The organism is Microbacterium horticulturae (assembly GCF_029094505.1).
Lineage (GTDB): Bacteria > Actinomycetota > Actinomycetes > Actinomycetales > Microbacteriaceae > Microbacterium > Microbacterium horticulturae.
In genome coordinates, this window is the sequence record NZ_CP119108.1 from 254,181 (window position 1) to 271,979 (window position 17,799).

Annotated in this window: 17 protein-coding genes and 3 tRNA genes; 15 read left to right on the forward strand and 5 right to left on the reverse strand. The window is 69.1% G+C overall.

Features of this window, described 5'->3' with window-relative positions; translation table 11 throughout:
• The first annotated feature begins 957 nt into the window (after positions 1-957).
• On the forward strand, positions 958-1,944 hold the full coding sequence (locus tag PU630_RS01165) for a DUF2690 domain-containing protein (RefSeq protein WP_275278527.1): 987 nt from the start codon (positions 958-960) through the stop codon (positions 1,942-1,944).
• A 6-nt stretch (positions 1,945-1,950) separates the two neighbouring features.
• Here PU630_RS01165 and PU630_RS01170 read toward each other — a convergent pair whose 3' ends face one another.
• From PU630_RS01170 to PU630_RS01185, 4 genes are all read right to left on the reverse strand, one after another.
• Positions 1,951-2,472, reverse strand: coding sequence for an AAA family ATPase (locus PU630_RS01170; RefSeq protein WP_275278528.1), 522 nt, complete (start codon positions 2,470-2,472; stop codon positions 1,951-1,953).
• Between the two features lie 361 nt (positions 2,473-2,833).
• A tRNA-Phe gene (locus tag PU630_RS01175) sits at positions 2,834-2,906 on the reverse strand.
• A 60-nt stretch (positions 2,907-2,966) separates the two neighbouring features.
• A tRNA-Asp gene (locus PU630_RS01180) sits at positions 2,967-3,040 on the reverse strand.
• Positions 3,041-3,066: 26 nt separating this feature from the next.
• Positions 3,067-3,139 (reverse strand) — tRNA-Glu (locus PU630_RS01185).
• A gap of 557 nt (positions 3,140-3,696) precedes the next feature.
• Between PU630_RS01185 and PU630_RS01190 the strand changes: the two genes are divergently transcribed.
• On the forward strand, positions 3,697-5,100 hold the full coding sequence (locus tag PU630_RS01190) for a M23 family metallopeptidase (RefSeq protein WP_275278529.1): 1,404 nt from the start codon (positions 3,697-3,699) through the stop codon (positions 5,098-5,100).
• Between the two features lie 59 nt (positions 5,101-5,159).
• Here PU630_RS01190 and PU630_RS01195 read toward each other — a convergent pair whose 3' ends face one another.
• On the reverse strand, positions 5,160-5,645 hold the full coding sequence (locus PU630_RS01195; RefSeq protein WP_275278530.1) for an inorganic diphosphatase: 486 nt from the start codon (positions 5,643-5,645) through the stop codon (positions 5,160-5,162).
• A gap of 202 nt (positions 5,646-5,847) precedes the next feature.
• Between PU630_RS01195 and tilS the strand changes: the two genes are divergently transcribed.
• The 13 genes from tilS (at position 5,848) to PU630_RS01260 (ending at position 17,656) form a co-directional block, all read left to right on the forward strand.
• The gene (gene tilS, locus PU630_RS01200) at positions 5,848-6,837 is read left to right on the forward strand and encodes a tRNA lysidine(34) synthetase TilS (RefSeq protein WP_275278531.1); all 990 of its coding nucleotides are present in this window, start codon (positions 5,848-5,850) and stop codon (positions 6,835-6,837) included.
• 21 nt (positions 6,838-6,858) lie between these two features.
• Complete coding sequence (gene hpt, locus PU630_RS01205) at positions 6,859-7,410, forward strand: hypoxanthine phosphoribosyltransferase (RefSeq protein WP_275278532.1); 552 nt, start codon at positions 6,859-6,861, stop codon at positions 7,408-7,410.
• A 10-nt stretch (positions 7,411-7,420) separates the two neighbouring features.
• Positions 7,421-7,774: a DUF6980 family protein gene (locus PU630_RS01210; protein WP_275278533.1), complete on the forward strand. Its 354-nt coding sequence runs from the start codon at positions 7,421-7,423 to the stop codon at positions 7,772-7,774.
• A gap of 268 nt (positions 7,775-8,042) precedes the next feature.
• A complete protein-coding gene (locus tag PU630_RS01215; RefSeq protein ID WP_428981970.1) occupies positions 8,043-9,359 on the forward strand; it encodes an integrase core domain-containing protein in 1,317 nt (438 codons plus the stop codon).
• Between the two features lie 315 nt (positions 9,360-9,674).
• Positions 9,675-11,672, forward strand: a complete 1,998-nt coding sequence (gene ftsH, locus PU630_RS01220) for an ATP-dependent zinc metalloprotease FtsH (RefSeq protein ID WP_275278534.1) — start codon at positions 9,675-9,677, stop codon at positions 11,670-11,672.
• Positions 11,673-11,682: 10 nt separating this feature from the next.
• Complete coding sequence (gene folE, locus PU630_RS01225) at positions 11,683-12,273, forward strand: GTP cyclohydrolase I (protein WP_275278535.1); 591 nt, start codon at positions 11,683-11,685, stop codon at positions 12,271-12,273.
• Entirely contained in the window at positions 12,270-13,073 is an 804-nt protein-coding gene (folP, locus tag PU630_RS01230; protein ID WP_275278536.1) for a dihydropteroate synthase, read from the forward strand. Before folE ends, folP begins: the two co-directional genes overlap by 4 nt.
• On the forward strand, positions 13,073-13,444 hold the full coding sequence (folB, locus tag PU630_RS01235) for a dihydroneopterin aldolase (protein ID WP_275278537.1): 372 nt from the start codon (positions 13,073-13,075) through the stop codon (positions 13,442-13,444). The genes folP and folB overlap by 1 nt, the downstream gene beginning before the upstream one ends.
• Positions 13,441-13,953 carry a 2-amino-4-hydroxy-6-hydroxymethyldihydropteridine diphosphokinase gene (folK, locus tag PU630_RS01240; RefSeq protein ID WP_275278538.1) on the forward strand — a complete coding sequence of 171 codons (513 nt, stop codon included), beginning with the start codon at positions 13,441-13,443 and terminating at the stop codon, positions 13,951-13,953. Before folB ends, folK begins: the two co-directional genes overlap by 4 nt.
• On the forward strand, positions 13,950-14,477 hold the full coding sequence (locus PU630_RS01245) for a DUF3180 domain-containing protein (RefSeq protein WP_275278539.1): 528 nt from the start codon (positions 13,950-13,952) through the stop codon (positions 14,475-14,477). Before folK ends, PU630_RS01245 begins: the two co-directional genes overlap by 4 nt.
• On the forward strand, positions 14,389-15,039 hold the full coding sequence (locus tag PU630_RS01250; protein WP_275278540.1) for a PH domain-containing protein: 651 nt from the start codon (positions 14,389-14,391) through the stop codon (positions 15,037-15,039). Before PU630_RS01245 ends, PU630_RS01250 begins: the two co-directional genes overlap by 89 nt.
• Positions 15,036-16,949, forward strand: a complete 1,914-nt coding sequence (locus PU630_RS01255; protein ID WP_275278541.1) for a PH domain-containing protein — start codon at positions 15,036-15,038, stop codon at positions 16,947-16,949. Before PU630_RS01250 ends, PU630_RS01255 begins: the two co-directional genes overlap by 4 nt.
• Positions 16,946-17,656, forward strand: coding sequence for a DUF2520 domain-containing protein (locus tag PU630_RS01260; RefSeq protein ID WP_275278542.1), 711 nt, complete (start codon positions 16,946-16,948; stop codon positions 17,654-17,656). Before PU630_RS01255 ends, PU630_RS01260 begins: the two co-directional genes overlap by 4 nt.
• The last annotated feature ends 143 nt before the right edge of the window (positions 17,657-17,799 follow it).

Genomic DNA, 17,799 nt, shown 5'->3' on the forward strand with positions numbered 1-17,799 from the left:
GGGAGGCCACTGTGCAGAGTCGGCCCCGCAGCTTGGCTGAAGGTTTGCTCAGGATATGGTTTGTCCCCCAAATGGGGGACAAATGGGAGGCTAGAGTGATATCAACAGTGACTGGGGATCTGTTACCGAAGGCGCCCATCACGGAATCGACTGGGGAGTTCGTTCCGGGGCGCCTTCAAACATCGAGCTGCGACGGCATGTCCGTGCGGTCGTGAAGGCGTGGGTGCCGCGGACACTGGTTCGCACAGAGAGCGCGGCACCCACTCGTCGCGAGGGGCTCGCACGCGGCGCTGTCTGGGGAACAGCGCGCAACTCGAGCTGGGGACTCGAGGCGGGAGGAAACTTGCGACTACCTACAGGGTAGTTCTATCGGGTTTGTTCTCGTAACGCCCGGGGGATGTATAAATCCTCCTTCTCCGCTATGGTGAACGTGCACACATACTGGGGAGTGCAGAGAAGGTTTCGCGACAAAGAGCAACTGGGGAGTTGGGTTGTCGCACCTTCACCGATCGACCCGTGGTGACGCAAAGTCGTGGGTGCCGCGGACGCTTGATCGATCAGCCGACGCGGCGCCCACGGGCGTCGCCATCATCGTGTGCGACGCGTCGTCCTCCCGTACGCGTCGTGGCGCCTGACCGAGCTCTCGGTCGGGCGCCGGCGCGGTCAGGGACCCGGCCCGGCGATCGCCGCGGGCCGGGCCCCTCCCCCCGATGAGGAACGACTCGCTTCGCCCCAGCCGAAGACGAGCGCTCCCGCATCACATCGAAGCAGGGGGTTCCGACCTCCGGGGTCCGGAAACGTCCGAACCGGAAAGGCCGGAAAACCCGTACCAGCTGTCACGCAGCGTGACTCACGGCCGGGGTGTCGAGGCGCTGTGATACGAATTGACCGCGCTCGAGGATGAGTGCGCTCTCATGTTCTTCCGGCAGGTTCTCTCCCGATAGGAGCCCAGCATCGATGACAGCCGACCCCGACCCGAGCGCCGACTCCGTCGCCCTGTTCGCCGCGGACCTGCGTGCGTTGAGATTGGATGCCGAAAGCCCCACCCTCGCTCGCCTGCAGAACGACGCGGGCATATCGAAGAGCGTGCTGTCGGAGGCCTTCGCCGGGCGGCATCTGCCGTCGGTGCGCACGGTCGATCGGCTCGTGCGTGCGCTCGGTGGCGACGCGGCCGCGTGGGTGCGGCGGCGTGATCGGCTGGCTGGCTCTGCTTCGGTGAGTTCGGATACTGCGGGTCCGGCTGCTGTGGGCTCGGCTTCTGCTGGCTCTGCTTCGGCGAGTTCGGCTTCGGCCGGCTCTGCTTCGGCCGCCGCCGGTTCGGCTTCGGTGGAGGGTGCCGTGTCTGCGGCATCCACTTCTCCCTCCGGAGAGGGGCCGGATGCGGCATCCACACCCGCATCCGGCACCATGCGCCGGCGCACGGCCGGTCTGCTAATGGCGGCTGCGTTCGCGATCGGCATTCTGGTGGCGAGCGGGGTCAGCTGGTTCGTCAGCACCGCGGCGGTGTCGCAGGCGCGCGCCGACGGCGCCGCGGCCGCACGGCACGAGCTGACCGATTCGCCCGTGACGCCCCGCGCGCAGATCAACGTGCACAACGGTGTGGACCCCGCGATGACGCCGTGCGTGAACGATGCGGAGGTCGCGACCTCGTCGTCGCGCGCCCACAACACGCTGATCGAGATCATCTGGTCGAACAAGTGTTACGCCGGCTGGGCGCGCATCACCCGCTACGACGAAAAGTTCTCGGGCAATTCGATGACGGTCGCGATCTATCCCGAGACGTCCGCACAGGGCCCGGACCGGCAGACGGCGACCGAGCCGAATGTGCAGAGCGCTTACACGACGCTGGTCGTGCGGCCGACGCCGCAGACGCGGCTGTGCGCGGTCGGCGTGATCACGCTCGACGGCGAGAGCATCGACCTGGGCGAGCCGCTCTGCATCTGAGGGCAGTCATGGGCGCTCGACGTCGCGCAGAATCATCGCGACGAGTTTGTCGGTCGTGACGTCGGCGGTCACGCGCGTCTCGGCCAGGCGCGGCAGCGGCTGCCATCCGTCATACCAGTCGCGCAGCTTGTCGTCGCCGAACTCGGCGCTCAGCGGCCGCGTCGCATGCCGACGGATCGTCTCGTCGAGCGGGAGGTCGAACGCATAGATGCGTGTGGTGCCGGCGTGATCGTTCGCGAGCTGTTCGAGAGCGTCGGCGTAGTCGCGCAGGTTGAAGATGCCATCGAGGATGACGTCGTACCCGCGATCGAGCGCCTGCCGCGCGGTCGCGATGATGAGCGCCGCAGCGTCGGCCGCGCGTTTGAGCCGCTCATCACTGTGCAACAGTTCGCGGCGGAAGTAGTCCTGATGAATCAGCGCCGTCTTCGGGCCGAGCAGTGGCCGCAGCGCGAGCGCCGCGGTCGTCTTGCCGGACGCCGACGGCCCGCGCAGGACGACGAGACGAGTGGATGCTGCGCCGGTGGGCATCTGCCCATCTTGGCGCGTGGCGGGTGGGTGCGTGGGAGTGTTGCGGAGTCGTCCGCGGGGCGCGCGCTTCGGCGGACCCGGCATGCGCGGGTCTGAGTGCTTCGGCGGCCCGAAGTGCGCGGCTAGAGGCTAGGCCTCGCCTCGGCGCTTCGGTCGTCACGTATTACCGTGTTTCGAGAGCGAAACGGTCATTCGTGACGACCGAACGGGATGCGGCATCCATCGTCGTCGAGATCACCATGACTGCACAATCATTGGTTTGAAACACTAGTCATGCACGAGAGGCGTGTGGCCGTGCAAGGTGGTTTGACCGGAAAAAAAGAAGAAACCCCCGGGCGTAGAAGCCACCCAAGGGTTCCAGTGGCTCCGACGGGCGTCGATCCCGTGACCTCACGATTTTCAGTCGTGCGCTCTACCAACTGAGCTACAGAGCCGTGCGGCATTCCTGCCGCATCTAAACGAAAGGCCCTTCGAAAAGGGCCCGTCGCTCGGAGCGACCCTGACGGGACTTGAACCCGCGACCTCCGCCGTGACAGGGCGGCACGCTAACCAGCTGCGCTACAGGGCCATGCTTGTGAAATTGTATCGGAAGAGTGACCCCAACGGGATTCGAACCCGTGCTACCGCCGTGAAAGGGCGGCGTCCTAGGCCGCTAAACGATGGGGCCGGATGAACCCTCGCCCTCGCAGGCTTGGTCTCACGCTTGCCGACGCTCAAGCATAAGAGATTCCCGCCAGAATCGCCAATCCGACCGGGGAGTTCACGTGTCCCGGGCGTGTCCGGCCCCGCGCGCCCGCGCGTGCGCACGTTCGACACGCGGTTTCTGCAGGCGCAGATAGCGACTGCTGAACAGAAAGGGAGGGTGGATGCCGCGGCGCCGCGCTCGCCGGCGCGCCCGAGGCGATGTGTGGCCAACGCTTCGGCCGGGGCTGTTCAGAACTCATCCATTCGGGCGCTTCGCGCCGCGCACGGGCCGCATAGCGCCGGGTTGCGCCCGGATCGGCTGACCTCTGAACGCGGGGCCGCGGCATCCACCCCACCGAACGGAATCAAACGCCGCGCGCCGCGCCTCCTTCTCTATAGGACGAAGCGCGCGCATGATGAGGTGATCCGCGGTCGGCGATACCACCCGATCCTGTGAATGCTGTTGCAAATGTGAAAACTGTTGCTACCGTGGAAACAACTGTGCCGTAGCCCGACGCGTGCACGGGGGAGGGAAGCCGGGTGATCGACGACCGATCGACAGACCCTGAAGAGTGCGATTGTGCACCCTCGGAGCGCGAGCGTCGGGTGCTGTGGCCCGATCTGAAGACCGTGACGCGGCGCAGTGCGCTGGCGATCGGCATCCTCGGCGTCGCTGCGGCCGGCGTGGTTGCCGCACCGCGCATCCCCGCGGCGTTCGCCGCCGACTACCCGTCGTGGGACGACGTGCAGCGTGCCAAGAGGAGCGAGTCGGCGAAGTCGGCCGAGGTCAGCAAGATCGAGACCCTCATCGCCAATCTGAAGGCGGCGGCCGCGGCCGCGCAGCAGAAGGCAGAGCTTGCCGGCGACGCCTACTTCCAAGCGCAGCAGGACTTCCTCGACGCAGCCCGCCGCGCTGACGACCTGCAGGATCAGGCCGACAAGCAGGCCAAGAAGGCCGACGAAGCCGCCGACAAGGCCGGCCAGGTCGCCGCCCAGCTCTACCGCAACGGCGGCGACAATGCCTCGCTCGAGCTCTTCCTCTCCGGCTCGGCGAAGGGGGCCGACGACCTGCTCGCGCGCCTGGGCACGATGGACAAGCTGCTCGACGCCAATCAAACGGTGTATGCCGAGGCGGTCGCCGCGCGCGACTCGGCGCAGAGCCTCAGCGATCAGGCCAAGTCGCAGCGCGAAGAGCGCGACCGGCTGCAGAAGATCGCCGAGCAGAAGATGATCGAAGCGCAGAATGCCGCGCAGGCAGCGCAGGCTGCGGTCGAGACGCAGGACGCCCACCTCGAAGACCTCGAGGCGCAGCTGGCGGCGCTCCACGACAAGACCAGCAAGACCGTCACCGACTACAAGAAGGGCGTCGAAGCCCGCCGCAAGGCCGAAGAGGCCCGCAAGAAGCGCGAGGCCGAGGCCCGGCGCAGGGCCGCGGCTGCGGCCGCCGCGGCAGCCGCCAAGAACCACTCCTCAGGCGGGGGCTCGTCGTCCGGCGGCGGTGGTGGCGGCGGCGGGGGAGGCGGCGGCTCCGGATGGGTCCGCCCCAACCACGGCTGGCAGAGCTCGGGCTACGGGCGCCGATCGGTGCAGTGCACGAGCGGATACTGCTCGAGCAGCTTCCACGAGGGCGTCGACCTGGCCGACAGCTGCAGCAGCAACATCTACGCCGCGCACTCGGGCACGGTCGTCTACGCCGGGTACAACGGCGGCTACGGCTACTACGTGAAGATCAATCACGGCGGCGGCATCGCGACCGGCTACGGGCACATCCGCCAGGGCGGCATCTTCGTCGGCTACGGCCAGCACGTGAGCGCCGGCCAGGTCATCGCCAGCGAGGGCAACACCGGCAACTCGTTCGGCTGCCACCTCCACTTCGAGGTGTACGTCAACGGCCGCACCGTGAACCCCGCGCCGTTCATGGCTGCGCGCGGAATCTCGGTCTGACTTCTCCTGCAACGAAGGGGGGGTGGATGCCGCGGCATCCACCCCCCCTTCGTGTGCTGTCAGTGGCTCTCGAAGCGCGCAGCGGCCTCTTCGACGAGGCGCTCGGCCTCGGCGGCGCTCGCCCACTCGTCGACCTTGACCCACTTGCCCTCTTCGAGGTCCTTGTAGTGCTCGAAGAAGTGCGAGATCTCCTTCTTCGTGTGCTCGGGGATATCGGCGACGTCCTGGATGTGGGCCCAGCGCGGGTCCTTCGCCAGAACCGCGACGACCTTGTCGTCTCCGCCGGCCTCATCGGTCATGTGCAAGACGCCGACCGGGCGCACGCTCACGTGCACTCCGGGGAACAGCGTCTGGTCGAGGAGGACGAGCACGTCGAGCGGGTCGCCGTCTTCGCCCAGCGTCTTGTCGAAGAAGCCGTAATCGGCCGGATAGCCGAACGACGTGAACAGGATTCGGTCGAGGTAGACGTTGCCGGTCTCGTGGTCGACTTCGTACTTCACGCGGCTGCCGCGCGGGATCTCGATGACGGCGTCGTACGCGCCCATGCTTGTGCTCCTTCGATGACGGGAATTCCGCGGACAAGCCTAGTCGTGCCACGGGCCCGGTCGTTGAGCGGGCGCAGCGAGCCGAAGCGACGCGGCTCATGCGTACCGTCAACAGGGGGAACGGTGCCTCGCGACTTCCGGGAGGCGCCGGAAGTCCGATTCACCATGTAGACGGTACGCGCCGCAGCGCTACGGTGAGACGATGGAGCACCGCCCGAGCCTCGACCCCGCCACAGCGCAAACGCGCTCGGCCGTGCGGCAGGCGCTGGCCGAGATCCGCCCGGGGGCGGTGGTCGTCGCCCTGTCGGGCGGCGCCGACTCGCTCGCCCTGGCCGCCGCGACCGCGTTCGAGGCGCCGAAGCGCGGCATGACCCTGATCAGCGCGACCATCGACCACGCTCTGCAGGCGGGATCCGCCGAGGTCGCCGAGACCGCGGCGCGCCAGGCGGAGGAGCTCGGCTTCGACGCCCGCATCGAGCGCGTCGAGGTCGGCGCGGACGGCGGGCCCGAGGCGGCGGCCCGCACGGCGCGCTACACGGCGCTCGCGCGCGTGGCCGGCGAGGTCGATGCCGCAGCGGTGCTGGTCGCGCACACCCTCGACGATCAGGCCGAGACCGTGCTGCTGGGGCTGGCCCGAGGATCGGGCGCCGGCAGCCTGCAGGGGATGGCTGCGGCATCCACTCTCCAGGGGATTCTGCTGCTGCGTCCCTTTCTCGCGCTGGGACGCGTGACCACCCGCGCAGCCTGTGCGGCTCAGGGGCTCGAGCCGTGGGACGACCCGCAGAACACCGACCCCTCTTATGCGCGCGTGCGCGTGCGCGAGCGCGTGCTGCCCGTGCTCGAGGCCGAGCTCGGGCCCGGCATCGCCGAGGCGCTGGCTCGCACGGCCGAGCAGGCGCGGGAGGATGCCGCAGCCTTCGCCGCGATGGTCGACGAGACGATCGAAGACATCGTGGAACCCGCCGAGGCCGGTATCTCGGTCTCGGTGCCGGCGCTCGCCGCGAACCCGGCGGCGCTGCGGCACCGGATCATCCGGCACGTGGTGGCCAGCGAATTCGGACAGAGCCTGACCCGCGCGCAGACGCTCGAGGTCGCGCGGCTCGTCACCGACTGGGCGGGGCAGGGGCCTCTTGATCTGCCGGGATGCACGGCACGGCGGGTGGGAGCGCGGATCGTCTTCACGGCGCGCTGAGGCGACCCGTACACTCGACGTATGCGTGCGACGGACATCTCCGACCAGATCACGACCACCCTCGTCACCGAAGAGCAGATCCAGGAGAAGCTGCGCGAGATCGCAGCCCAGGTTGCCGCGGACTACGAGGGCAAAGACCTGCTGCTCGTGGGCGTTCTGAAGGGGGCCGTCATGGTGATGGCCGACTTCGCGCGGGCGCTGCCGTACGTCGTGCCGATGGACTGGATGGCCGTCTCCTCCTACGGCAGCGGCACGAAGTCGAGCGGCGTCGTGCAGATCCGCAAGGATCTCGACACCGACCTGCACGACCGGCACGTGCTCATCGTTGAAGACATCATCGACTCCGGACTGACGCTGAGCTGGCTGCTCGAGAACTTCGCGTCGCGCGGAGCCGCCTCGGTCGAGGTCTTCGCTCTGCTGCGCAAGCCCGATGCCGCGAAGGTGCAGGTCGACTGCAAATACATCGGCTTCGACATCCCGAACGAATTCGTCATCGGCTACGGGCTGGACTACGACGAGCGCTACCGCAACGTGCGCGACGTCGCCGTGCTCGCGCCGCACGTCTATAGCTGAGATGGCCGGCGTGCCTAGGCCGGTGGGTGTGCCGGCCGAGCCGCCGCACGCCTGCCGCGAACTGCGTGCGTTCCTGGACGATCCGCGGTTGCCGGTCGGCTACGACCCGCAGTTCCGCGAGTACTGGATGCCGGTGGTCGTGGCGCCGGGCCAGGCCGCGGTGCGGCAGCTCTTCGTGTTCTGTCCGTGGTGCGGAGCGAAACTGCCCGTGCCGCTGAGCGAGCAGTGGTGGGACGAGCTCGCCGACGTCGTGCCCGAGAACATCCCGCCGCACGACCCGCAGGACTGGGTGCCCGCGCCCTACCGCTCCGACGCGTGGTGGCGCGGGCGCTTCGACGACGATGGCCGGCTGATCGTGGAATGATGCGGGGCGGGATGCCACGGGGCGACGCCTCGCGGTCGCGCGCCGCGGCATCCACTCATCTCGTTCAGTCTCGGCGGCTCATCGCGCGCGCCGACGCGTCGTGTTCAGTCGTCACAGATGACGACTTTTCGCGCGAGGATCGGTAATCCGCGACGACCGAATCTCGGGCGGGGATTGTTATGTCGCAGGACATTGGTGACAGTTCTGTATCAGGACATCGGTGACATTTCGGGGGGTTTGGTGGTGACACTTCTCCTGGAATTGGTGGGTGAGTAGCAATCAGCCTGTCGATGCCCGTGTCCGTCTCGCGATCGCCCAGTGGCCAGTGGACGCCCCGCGTGGGTCGGTGACCTCGTTCTGTGCTGAGCACGGTCTTTCCCGGAAGACGTTCTACGCGATCCGTGCCCGTGCCCGGGCGGAGGGACAAGCCGCGGCGCTGGAGCCGCGGTCGCGGCGGCCGCGGTCCTCCCCGACCGCGTTTGGGGAGGACGTGAAGCAGCAGGCGCTGGGCGTGCGTGCCGCGCTGGAGGCATCGGGGCTGGACCATGGTCCGATCAGCGTGCACGACAAGATGACCGCGCTGGGCATGCACGCACCGTCCACGGCGTCGCTGGCGCGGATCTTCCGGGAGAAGGGTGCTGCCCGGCACGAGCCGAAGAAGAAGCCCCGTTCTGCGTACCGCCGGTTTGTTTATCCGGCACCGAACGCGTGCTGGCAGCTGGATGCGACCGAGTACGTGCTCACCGGTGGCCGTACGTGCGTGATCTTCCAGCTTCAGGACGACCATTCCCGGGTCGCGGTCGCGTCCCACGTCGCCCCCGGAGAGACCAGCGAGGGCGCGTTGGCCGTGTTCAAGAAGGGCGTGGCCGCTCGCGGGGTGCCGCAGCGGCTCCTCACCGACAACGGGGTAGCGCTGAACCCGACCCGACGCGGTTGGGAAGGTCAGCTGGTGAGCTTCGCCACGTCCCTCGGGGTGGAAGCGATCACCGGGAAGCCGTACAAGCCGACCACGCAAGGCAAGAACGAACGGTTCCATCAGACCCTGTTCCGCTGGCTGGACAAGCAGCCCATCGTCGAGTCGATTCAACAGCTCCAGGAGCAGGTCGACCGGTTCGACGTGATCTACAACACCGAACGCCCCCATCAAGGACTGCCGGGACGGGTGACCCCGCAGCACGCATGGGATGCCACCCCTCTCGCCGAGCCACCCCGACCCAAGCCCGCGCCCGTCGAACCGGTCGTGCCCGTCGCCCGCGCCAAGCCTGACGGCCTAGCCGGGCACCCACCACACCGTCCCAGGGCCGGCGTCATCCGGACGGGGGAGCACGGTCACAGCAACGTGATCGTCCCCGCCAACGGCGCCGTGCGCGTGCGGATGATCCTGTTCAACATCAGCAGCCGCAGGGCAGGACAGAGGATCCACGCCATCTGGGACCCGCTCGGCGTCGTCTTCGCCGACCGCCACGGCGAAGTCATCGCCGAGCACCCCTGGCCACCCCACGGCACCCGCTACGTGAGCAGCGGCGCCCGCCGCGGACGTCCCCTCACCCAACCCACACAACACGAACCGTCACCGATGTCCTGATACATGAAGCGTCACCGATCTCCTGATACAGAACCGTCACCGATGTCCTGAGACATCACATCTCGGGCGGGGATTTCAGTCGTCACGGATGACCACTTTCGGCGGGGAGAACGGTAATCCGTGACGACTGAACGGAGTGGGGGGATGCCGCGGCCCGACGCCACCCGCTGATGCCAACGGCCGCAGGCCCGCCGCGCCCGGCCCTGTACGCCGTGGGCGAATGCACAGACCCCGCAAAGCCGTGCGCGATACCCTGAAACGATAGTCCGCGAGAGGCGGACAGCGACGAAAGGGCTCGGAGGCCGTCTCCGCACCATGGACTTCAAGAAGATCACCCGCAACCCGCTGCTGTATGTCCTGCTGATCGGGGTTCTGCTGATCGTGGGCTTCTCGCTCATCTCCAGCCTGAGCGGCGCGAAGCAGATCACCACGCAGCAGGGGCTCAACCTGCTCAAGGGCGACACTGTCACCAAGGTCGTCAACACCGACGGCGACCAGCGCGTGGACATGACGCTGTCCGACGCGTACGAGGGCTCCACCGAGGTGCAGTTCTACTACGTCGAGGCGCGCGCCGACCAGGTCGTGCAGGCCATCGATTCCGCGTCGCCCAAGGACGGGTTCAACGACGCAGTGCCGCAGACCAGCTGGTTCGACAGCTTCCTTTCGCTGATGCTGCCGATGCTGCTGCTGGGCGTGCTGTTCTGGATCCTGCTCGCATCCGCCAACGGGGGCGGCGGCAAGGTCATGCAGTTCGGCAAGTCGCGGGCGAAGCTCGTCTCGAAGGAATCGCCCACCGTCACGTTCGCCGACGTCGCGGGCGCCGACGAGGCGATCGAAGAGCTGCACGAGATCAAGGACTTCTTGAAGGACCCGGCCAAGTTCCAGGCTGTGGGCGCGCGCATCCCGAAGGGCGTGCTGCTGTACGGCCCTCCCGGAACGGGCAAGACCCTGCTCGCGCGCGCCGTCGCCGGCGAGGCGGGCGTGCCGTTCTACTCGATCTCGGGCTCGGACTTCGTCGAGATGTTCGTCGGCGTCGGCGCCAGCCGTGTGCGCGACCTGTTCAACCAGGCCAAGGAGAACTCGCCGTCGATCATCTTCATCGATGAGATCGACGCCGTCGGCCGCCACCGCGGTGCCGGCATGGGCGGCGGACACGACGAGCGCGAGCAGACGCTGAACCAGATGCTCGTCGAGATGGACGGCTTCGACCCCAAGGTCAACGTGATCGTCATCGCGGCGACCAACCGCCCCGACATCCTCGACCCGGCGCTGCTGCGTCCGGGCCGGTTCGACCGCCAGATCGGCGTGGACGCCCCCGACATGCAGGGACGCCTGAAGATTCTGCAGGTGCACGGCCGCGGCAAGCCGCTCGCCGACGGCGTCGACCTCGAGGTCGTCGCCCGCAAGACGCCCGGCTTCACCGGTGCGGATCTTGCCAACGTGCTCAACGAGGCGGCCCTGCTGACCGCCCGCTCGAACGCGCAGCTGATCGACAACCGCGCGCTCGATGAGGCCATCGACCGCGTCATCGCCGGCCCTCAGCGGCGCACCCGCGTGATGAAAGACAAGGAGAAGCTCATCACCGCGTACCACGAGGGCGGCCACGCCCTCACCGCCGCGGCGCTGAACCACTCCGACCCGGTCACGAAGATCACGATCCTGCCGCGCGGCAAGGCCCTCGGCTACACGATGGTGATGCCGCTCGAAGACAAGTACTCCATCACCCGCAACGAGCTGCAGGACCAGCTCGCGTGGGCCATGGGCGGCCGCGTCGCGGAAGAGATCGTGTTCCACGACCCGACCAGCGGGGCTGCGAACGACATCGAGAAGGCCACCGACATCGCCCGCAAGATGGTCACCGAGTACGGCATGACCAGCGCTATCGGCCCGGTCAAGCTCGGCCAGTCGTCGGGCGAGGTGTTCATGGGTCGTGACATGGGCCACGGCCGCGACTTCTCCGACTCGCTCGCCGAGGCGGTCGACGAGCAGATGCGCGACCTGCTCGAGCAGGCGCACAACGAGGCCTACGAGGTCCTGAACGCCAACCGCGACATCCTCGACAAGCTCGCCCTTGCGCTGCTTGAGAAGGAGACCCTCGACCACACCGAGATCGCCGAGATCTTCACCGACGTGAAGAAGCTGCCCGAGCGCCCGCAGTGGCTCTCCAGCGACGACCGTCCGGTCTCGGCGCTGCCCCCGGTCGACGTGCCGCGTCGCGGTGATGTCGGGGTTGCGGCATCCGTCGGATCCGAGACTGCCGAGAAGGCGCATCGCCGCCGTCCGAGCCTGCCGCCCCGCCCCGCGACGGCATAGGGTCTCGCCCATGGCCGTGGACCGTGAGCGCGTCCGCACGCTTGTGCGGGAACTCCTCGTCGCGATCGGCGAGGAGCCCGAGCGGCCCGGACTCCGGCAGACGCCGCAGCGGGTGGCCGACGCATACGCCGACTTCTTCTCGGGAGTGGGGGAGGATGCCGCAGCCCCCCTCGCCCGCACGATCTCGGTCTCGCACGGGCCGGCGCCCGACACCGTGCCCAGCGGCGCGGTGATGCTGCGCGACATCCGCTTCCGGTCCATGTGCGAGCATCACCTGCTGCCGTTCGCCGGCCGTGCGCACATCGCGTATCTTCCCGGCGAGCAGGTCGTCGGCTTGGGCGCGCTGCCCAAGGTCGTCGACGTCCTCGCCGCGCGCCCGCAGGTGCAGGAGCGCCTGGGCGAGCAGATCGCGGACACCATCGCCGGGGCCCTCGACTGCCGCGGGGTGCTCGTCGTGCTCGACGCCGTGCACCAGTGCGTGACGATGCGCGGCGGCAAACAGACCGATGCGTCGACGGTCACGATCGCCGCGCGCGGCGAGTACACCGAGCCCGTCGCCCGGGCAGAGATCATCGCTCTCATCGGCAGGGAGGGCGCATGACCGTCATCATGGGCGCCGTGAACGTCACGCCAGACTCGTTCAGCGACGGCGGACGTTATCTGCACACTGACGCCGCCATCGAACACGGGATGCAGCTGCGCGCCGACGGTGCCGACATCCTCGACATCGGCGGAGAGTCCACGCGCCCCGGTGCCGCACGCATCGACCCGTCTGAAGAGCAGCGGCGGGTGCTGCCGGTGATCCGCGAGCTGGCCGCCGCGGGTGCCGTGATCAGCGTCGACACCATGCACGCCGCCACGGCCGCCGCGTCGGTCGAAGCCGGGGCATCCATCATCAACGACGTCGCCGGAGGACTCGCCGACCCCGACATGCTGCGGGTCGCCGCCGAGCTCGAGGTCGACATCATCATCAGCCACTGGCGCGGGCACTCGGACGACATGTACGCGCAGGCGGTCTACGACGACGTGGCGCGGGATGTCGCGAGCGAGCTCGTCGACCGGATCGACGCGGCCGCGGCCGCAGGCATTCCGCCGGCGCGGATCATTCTTGACCCGGGCATCGGCTTCGCCAAACGCGGCGTGCAGAACTGGGAGATGCTGCGGGGCCTGAACACGCTGGTCGGACTCGGTCCGCGCGTGCTCATCGGCACGAGCCGCAAGCGGTTCCTCGCCGACCTGCTCGAAGAAGGCGACGCGGGTGAAGCCACCGAGCAGCGCCGCGACCTGGCCACCGCGGTGGCCAGCGTGCTCGGCGCGCAGGCCGGGGTCTGGGGCGTACGCGTGCACGACGTGGCGGCGACCCGCGACGCGCTGCGGGTCTGGGAGGCCTGGAGCAACTGATGACCGACGAACTCGACGAGATCACCCTGCACGGGCTGCGCGCGTTCGGGTATCACGGGGTCTTTCCGCACGAACGACGTGAGGGACAGATCTTCGTGGTCGACGTCACACTGCGCACCGACACGCGGGCGGCTGCGGCATCCGACGACCTGTCCGACACGGTGCACTACGGCGAGGTCGCCGAAGCGGTCACCTCGCTCGTGACCGGCGAACCGGTCGACCTCATCGAGACGCTCGCCGGGCGCATCGCCGACGCGCTGCTGCGCTTTGCCGGCGTGCAGGAGGTCTCGGTCACCGTGCACAAGCCCGATGCGCCGATCACCGTGCCGTTCGACGATGTGACCCTGACCATCACCCGGAGGCGCGCATGAACCGCCGGCTCGCGCAGGGATTCACGCCGCGCCCGATCGGAACGCCGGTCGTGATAGCGCTGGGCGCGAACCTCGGCGACCGCGAGGCGACGCTGCAGGCCGCCGTCGACGAGCTGCGCGCGCTGCCGCTGACCGACGAGGTGCGGGTGGCAGATGCGATCACGTCGATCGCGGTCAAGCCGGAGGGAGTGGATGCCGCGGCCCCCCGCTACCTCAACACTGTGGCCACGCTCACCACCCGGCTCGCGCCACATGTGTTGCTGGGCGCCCTGCACGACATCGAGAACCGGCACGGACGCGTGCGCACCGAGCGCTGGGGCGACCGCACGCTCGACCTCGACATCATCGCCTACGGCGACGTGCAAAGCTCCGACCCCGACCTGACCCTGCCGCACCCGCGGGCGGCCGAGCGCACTTTCGTGCTCGACCCGTGGCTCGCGCTCGACCCCGACGCGCAGCTGCCGGGCGCAGGGCCGGTGTCGGTGCTGCGCGAGAGGCTGGATGCATGAAGCGCACCGGAGCGGCATCCCTCATCGTCGCCGCCGTCCTCGGCGGGGGCGCCGGCTACCTGTTCGATCAGCTGCTGACGTCGGCGGGGCGTCCGACGTTCACGCCGCAGATCTCGCTGCCCATTCTGCTCGTGGCGCTGGGCGTGATCGTCGTGCTGCTGGCGCTGCCGATCCGCCGAGCGACGCAGGGCAAGGCCGACGCGCCGGTGAACCCGTTCCATGCCGTGCGAATAGCGATGCTGGCCAAGGCCTCGAGCCTGGTCGGCGCCGTGTTCACCGGGGTGTCGCTGGGACTTCTTCTCTTTCTTCTGACCCGCCCGGCTGAGCCCTCGGTAGGCTCGTTGGGCGCGCTGATCGGCACGGCGGTCGGCGCGGTGCTGCTGCTGGTGGGCGGCCTGATCGCCGAACACCTGTGCACGATCCGGAAGGACGACGATGACAAGCATCCCGGAGCCGGGAGCGGGGCCGGAGGAGTCGACGACTCCGACACCGGCGACACCGACGGGCACTACGCCGCCCACTGAGACGCCGGGGGCCGAAGCCGAGGCAGCAGCGCCCGTGCTCGACGACAAGACGTTCGACCGTGTGCTCGAGCCGCGCAGCGAGAATCGGCTGCCGCTGGGTGACGGCACGTGGCATCAGCTGGCGCGTGCGTACGTGTGGGTGCGGCTGATCTCGCTGACGGCACTGTTCGTCGTCGTGCTGGCTGCGGCAGCGGTGATCACGTCGTTCAGCGGTGAGGTCTGGCTGTGGGTCCCGGCCGGCGTGGTCGCGATCGGAGCGGCCTGGACGGCGGCGATCACGCCGCGGCAGGCGCGCTCGTTCGGCTACCAGCTGCGGGCCGACGACCTCGTGTTCCGTCGCGGAATCCTGTGGCAGCGGATGGTCGCGGTGCCCTACGGGCGCATGCAGCTCGTCGACATCACGCATGGGCCGCTCGACCGGGCGTTCGGCATCGCACAGCTGAAGCTCGTCACGGCTGCGGCATCCACCGGCGTGTCCATTCCCGGACTCACCCAGGGCGCGGCCGAGAGCCTGCGTGACACCCTCATCGCCGTCGCCGAGACCCGCAGGACGGGACTATGACCGATCCCGCCGGCGCACCGCTGCCGGGCCCGCTCCCTTCGGGTCCGAGCGCCCCGCCCGGGTCGCTGCCGGGGGCGCGCTCGCCGCTGTCGGATGGGCAGTGGCACCGGATGCACCCGCTCACGCCGCTGTTCCGCGGCGGGCTCGTGCTGGTGATCGTCGCGGGCCTGGTGATCTCGAACCTGCGCGAGCGGATCATCGACTTCTTCCTGCGGTCGGCGGTGCCGGAAGGACCCGAATTCAACGACACCGGTGACCCGGTCGACTTCGTGCTCAGGCACGGGCTCGTGCCTCTCGCACTGCTGGCCGTGCTCGTCATCGTGATCGTGCTCGTCGGCCTGTTCTACCTCGCCTGGCGGTTCCACTCGTTCCGCATCACCGGCGACGATGTCGAGGTGCGGCAGGGCGTTCTGTTCCGCAGCCACCGTCGCTCGCCGATCGACCGCGTGCAGGCGGTCAACCTCACCCGGCCGATGCTCGCACGGCTGTGCGGCATGGCCAAGCTCGAGGTCGTCGGTGCCGGCACCGACGCCAACGTCAAGCTCGAGTACCTTTCGACCTCGAACGCGGAGGCCGTGCGCGCCGACATCCTGCGGCTCGCATCCGGGCGGCGCCTGGCCGAACAGCAAGCGCGCGAGGGCGTGCACGGCTCACGGACGCAGGCCGCGGCATCCATCGTCACTGACGCCCTCACCGGACTCGTTCTGGGCGCCGAAGAACCTGTCGCCGAGCAGGCGTCGGTCGTGCACATTCCGGTCGTGCGGCTGATTCTCTCGCGCGTGTTCAGCGGCCGGCTGATAGCTCTCGTGGTGCTCGTGATCGCCGCGATCGTCGGGTCGGTCGTGGGAACGCCCTGGATCCTCTTCACGATCGTGCCGATCTTCCTCGGGTTCGGTGCGGTGTTCGTACGGTCGCTGACCAAGTCGCTGCGCTACGCGATCGCTCCCACGCCCGACGGCGTGCGCATCACGTACGGGCTGTTCACGACCGTGACCGAGACGCTGCCACCCGGGCGCATCCACGCGATCGAGGTGCGCCAGCCGCTGATATGGCGGCCGGCGGGGTGGTGGTCGATCACCGTGAACCGGATGACCGGCAAGCGCGCCGACCAGAACGGCAACGACCAGTTCGCCGAGGTGCTGCCGGTCGGCGACCGGCGCGACGTCGAGCGCGTGCTGCGGCTGCTCATGCCCGGCATGCCCGAGGCCGAATGGCCGCTCGTGTTCGAGCACGGCATCCTCGGGCCTCAGCCCGGCGACCCGTACACGAATACGCCGCGGCGCGCGCGGATTCTGCGGCTGTTCTCGTGGCGGCGCAATGGCTTCGAGCTGACACCGGCGGCGCTGTTCCTGCGCCGCGGGGTGATCTGGCGGACGCTCGGGATCTTTCCGCTCGCGCGACTGCAGAGCGTCGGCATGCACCAGGGGCCGCTCTCGCGCTCGCTGGGCGTGGCGTCGGTGCATGCGCACACTATCGCGGGCCGCGTCTCGGGCGAGCTCGGGGGCGTGGATCGGGATGCCGCGGTGCGCCTGTTCGCGGATGCCGAGGCCGCCGCGGTCGTGGCCGGCACGAGCGACCGCAGCCACCGCTGGGGCGTCGAGGTCGTCGATGTGGCGGAGGCCGGCGTCGTTGCGGCGGGGTCCGACGTTGCGGGTGGGCCCGCTGCCGCGCGGGGGCCCGCATTGCCCACCGAGGTCGTACCGGATTTCGCGAGGTCGTACCTGAATCCGCGAGGTCGTACCGGATTTCGCGAGGTCGTCCCGGATGAGGCCGGAACCGGGATGGATGCTGCGGCTGGGGTGGACGCCGGAGCGGTTGGCGAGGGCGACGAGCCTGGGGCTGCAGCATCCCGCCCCGACGATGAGCCCGGGGCTGCGGCATCCCGCCCCGGCGACCCGGAGGAATCATGAGCCGTGACGGGCGCCTCGGCGTCGGCATCATCGGCGCCGGGCGTGTCGGCCCCGTGATCGGCGCTGCGCTCGCCGGTTCCGGGCACGCGGTGGTCGGCATCACGCACGGGTCGGACGACGACCGCGTCGAGTCGGTGCTGCCCGGTGCGCCGTTCCTCGACGCGCCCGAGGTCGTGCGTCGCGCCGAGCTCGTGGTGCTGGCCGTGCCGCACGATGAGCTGCCGGGGCTCGTGGCGGGGCTGGCAGAGGTGGGCGCGTGGCAGATGGGGCAGCTCGTGGTGCACACCGACCCGGGGTACGGGCTTGAGGTGCTGGCGCCGGCCGCGGGGAGCGGGGCGATTCCGCTGGCGATCCATCCCGCGATCACTTTCACCGGCACCTCGATGGATCTGCGCCGCCTCACCGACGCGTACGCGGCCGTCACGGCCCCCGCGGCAGTGCTGCCGATCGCCCAGGCATTGGCCGTCGAGCTCGGTTGCGAGCCGGTCGTGGTCGACGACGCCGATCGCGCTGCCTACGCCGAGGGCATCGCCACCGCGACCGAGTTCTCGCGCTCGATCGTGCGGCAGGCTTCCGGACTGCTGGCCTCGGCCGGTGTGGAGAACCCCCGGGCGTTCCTCTCGGTGATCGTGCATTCGACCGTCGACGACGCGCTAGCCGACCCGGGCGAGCCCGAGTTGGGCGCGCCCGAGCAGCCCGACCTCTGAGCGGCCGGCGTCGCGGGGCCGGGGCTGTCGGCCGGCGGGTTGCGGCTATCGGTCGGCGATTCGGCGCCGTCACCGCGGCGGGTCCGCGGCGCGCGGCATCCCACCGCCGATTCCGACAGTCAGCTTCTGCAGAGCCCAGACAC

Bases quoted from the DNA above. Each gene is read 5' to 3' on its own strand.
- PU630_RS01165 (WP_275278527.1), top strand. From the start codon at position 958: ATGACAGCCGACCCCGACCCGAGCGCCGACTCCGTCGCCCTGTTCGCC.
- PU630_RS01170 (WP_275278528.1), bottom strand. From the start codon at position 2,472: ATGCCCACCGGCGCAGCATCCACTCGTCTCGTCGTCCTGCGCGGGCCG.
- PU630_RS01195 (WP_275278530.1), bottom strand. From the start codon at position 5,645: ATGGGCGCGTACGACGCCGTCATCGAGATCCCGCGCGGCAGCCGCGTG.
- tilS (WP_275278531.1), top strand. From the start codon at position 5,848: ATGGAGCACCGCCCGAGCCTCGACCCCGCCACAGCGCAAACGCGCTCG.
- hpt (WP_275278532.1), top strand. From the start codon at position 6,859: ATGCGTGCGACGGACATCTCCGACCAGATCACGACCACCCTCGTCACC.
- ftsH (WP_275278534.1), top strand. From the start codon at position 9,675: ATGGACTTCAAGAAGATCACCCGCAACCCGCTGCTGTATGTCCTGCTG.
- folE (WP_275278535.1), top strand. From the start codon at position 11,683: ATGGCCGTGGACCGTGAGCGCGTCCGCACGCTTGTGCGGGAACTCCTC.
- folP (WP_275278536.1), top strand. From the start codon at position 12,270: ATGACCGTCATCATGGGCGCCGTGAACGTCACGCCAGACTCGTTCAGC.
- folB (WP_275278537.1), top strand. From the start codon at position 13,073: ATGACCGACGAACTCGACGAGATCACCCTGCACGGGCTGCGCGCGTTC.
- folK (WP_275278538.1), top strand. From the start codon at position 13,441: ATGAACCGCCGGCTCGCGCAGGGATTCACGCCGCGCCCGATCGGAACG.
- PU630_RS01245 (WP_275278539.1), top strand. From the start codon at position 13,950: ATGAAGCGCACCGGAGCGGCATCCCTCATCGTCGCCGCCGTCCTCGGC.
- PU630_RS01250 (WP_275278540.1), top strand. From the start codon at position 14,389: ATGACAAGCATCCCGGAGCCGGGAGCGGGGCCGGAGGAGTCGACGACT.
- PU630_RS01255 (WP_275278541.1), top strand. From the start codon at position 15,036: ATGACCGATCCCGCCGGCGCACCGCTGCCGGGCCCGCTCCCTTCGGGT.
- PU630_RS01260 (WP_275278542.1), top strand. From the start codon at position 16,946: ATGAGCCGTGACGGGCGCCTCGGCGTCGGCATCATCGGCGCCGGGCGT.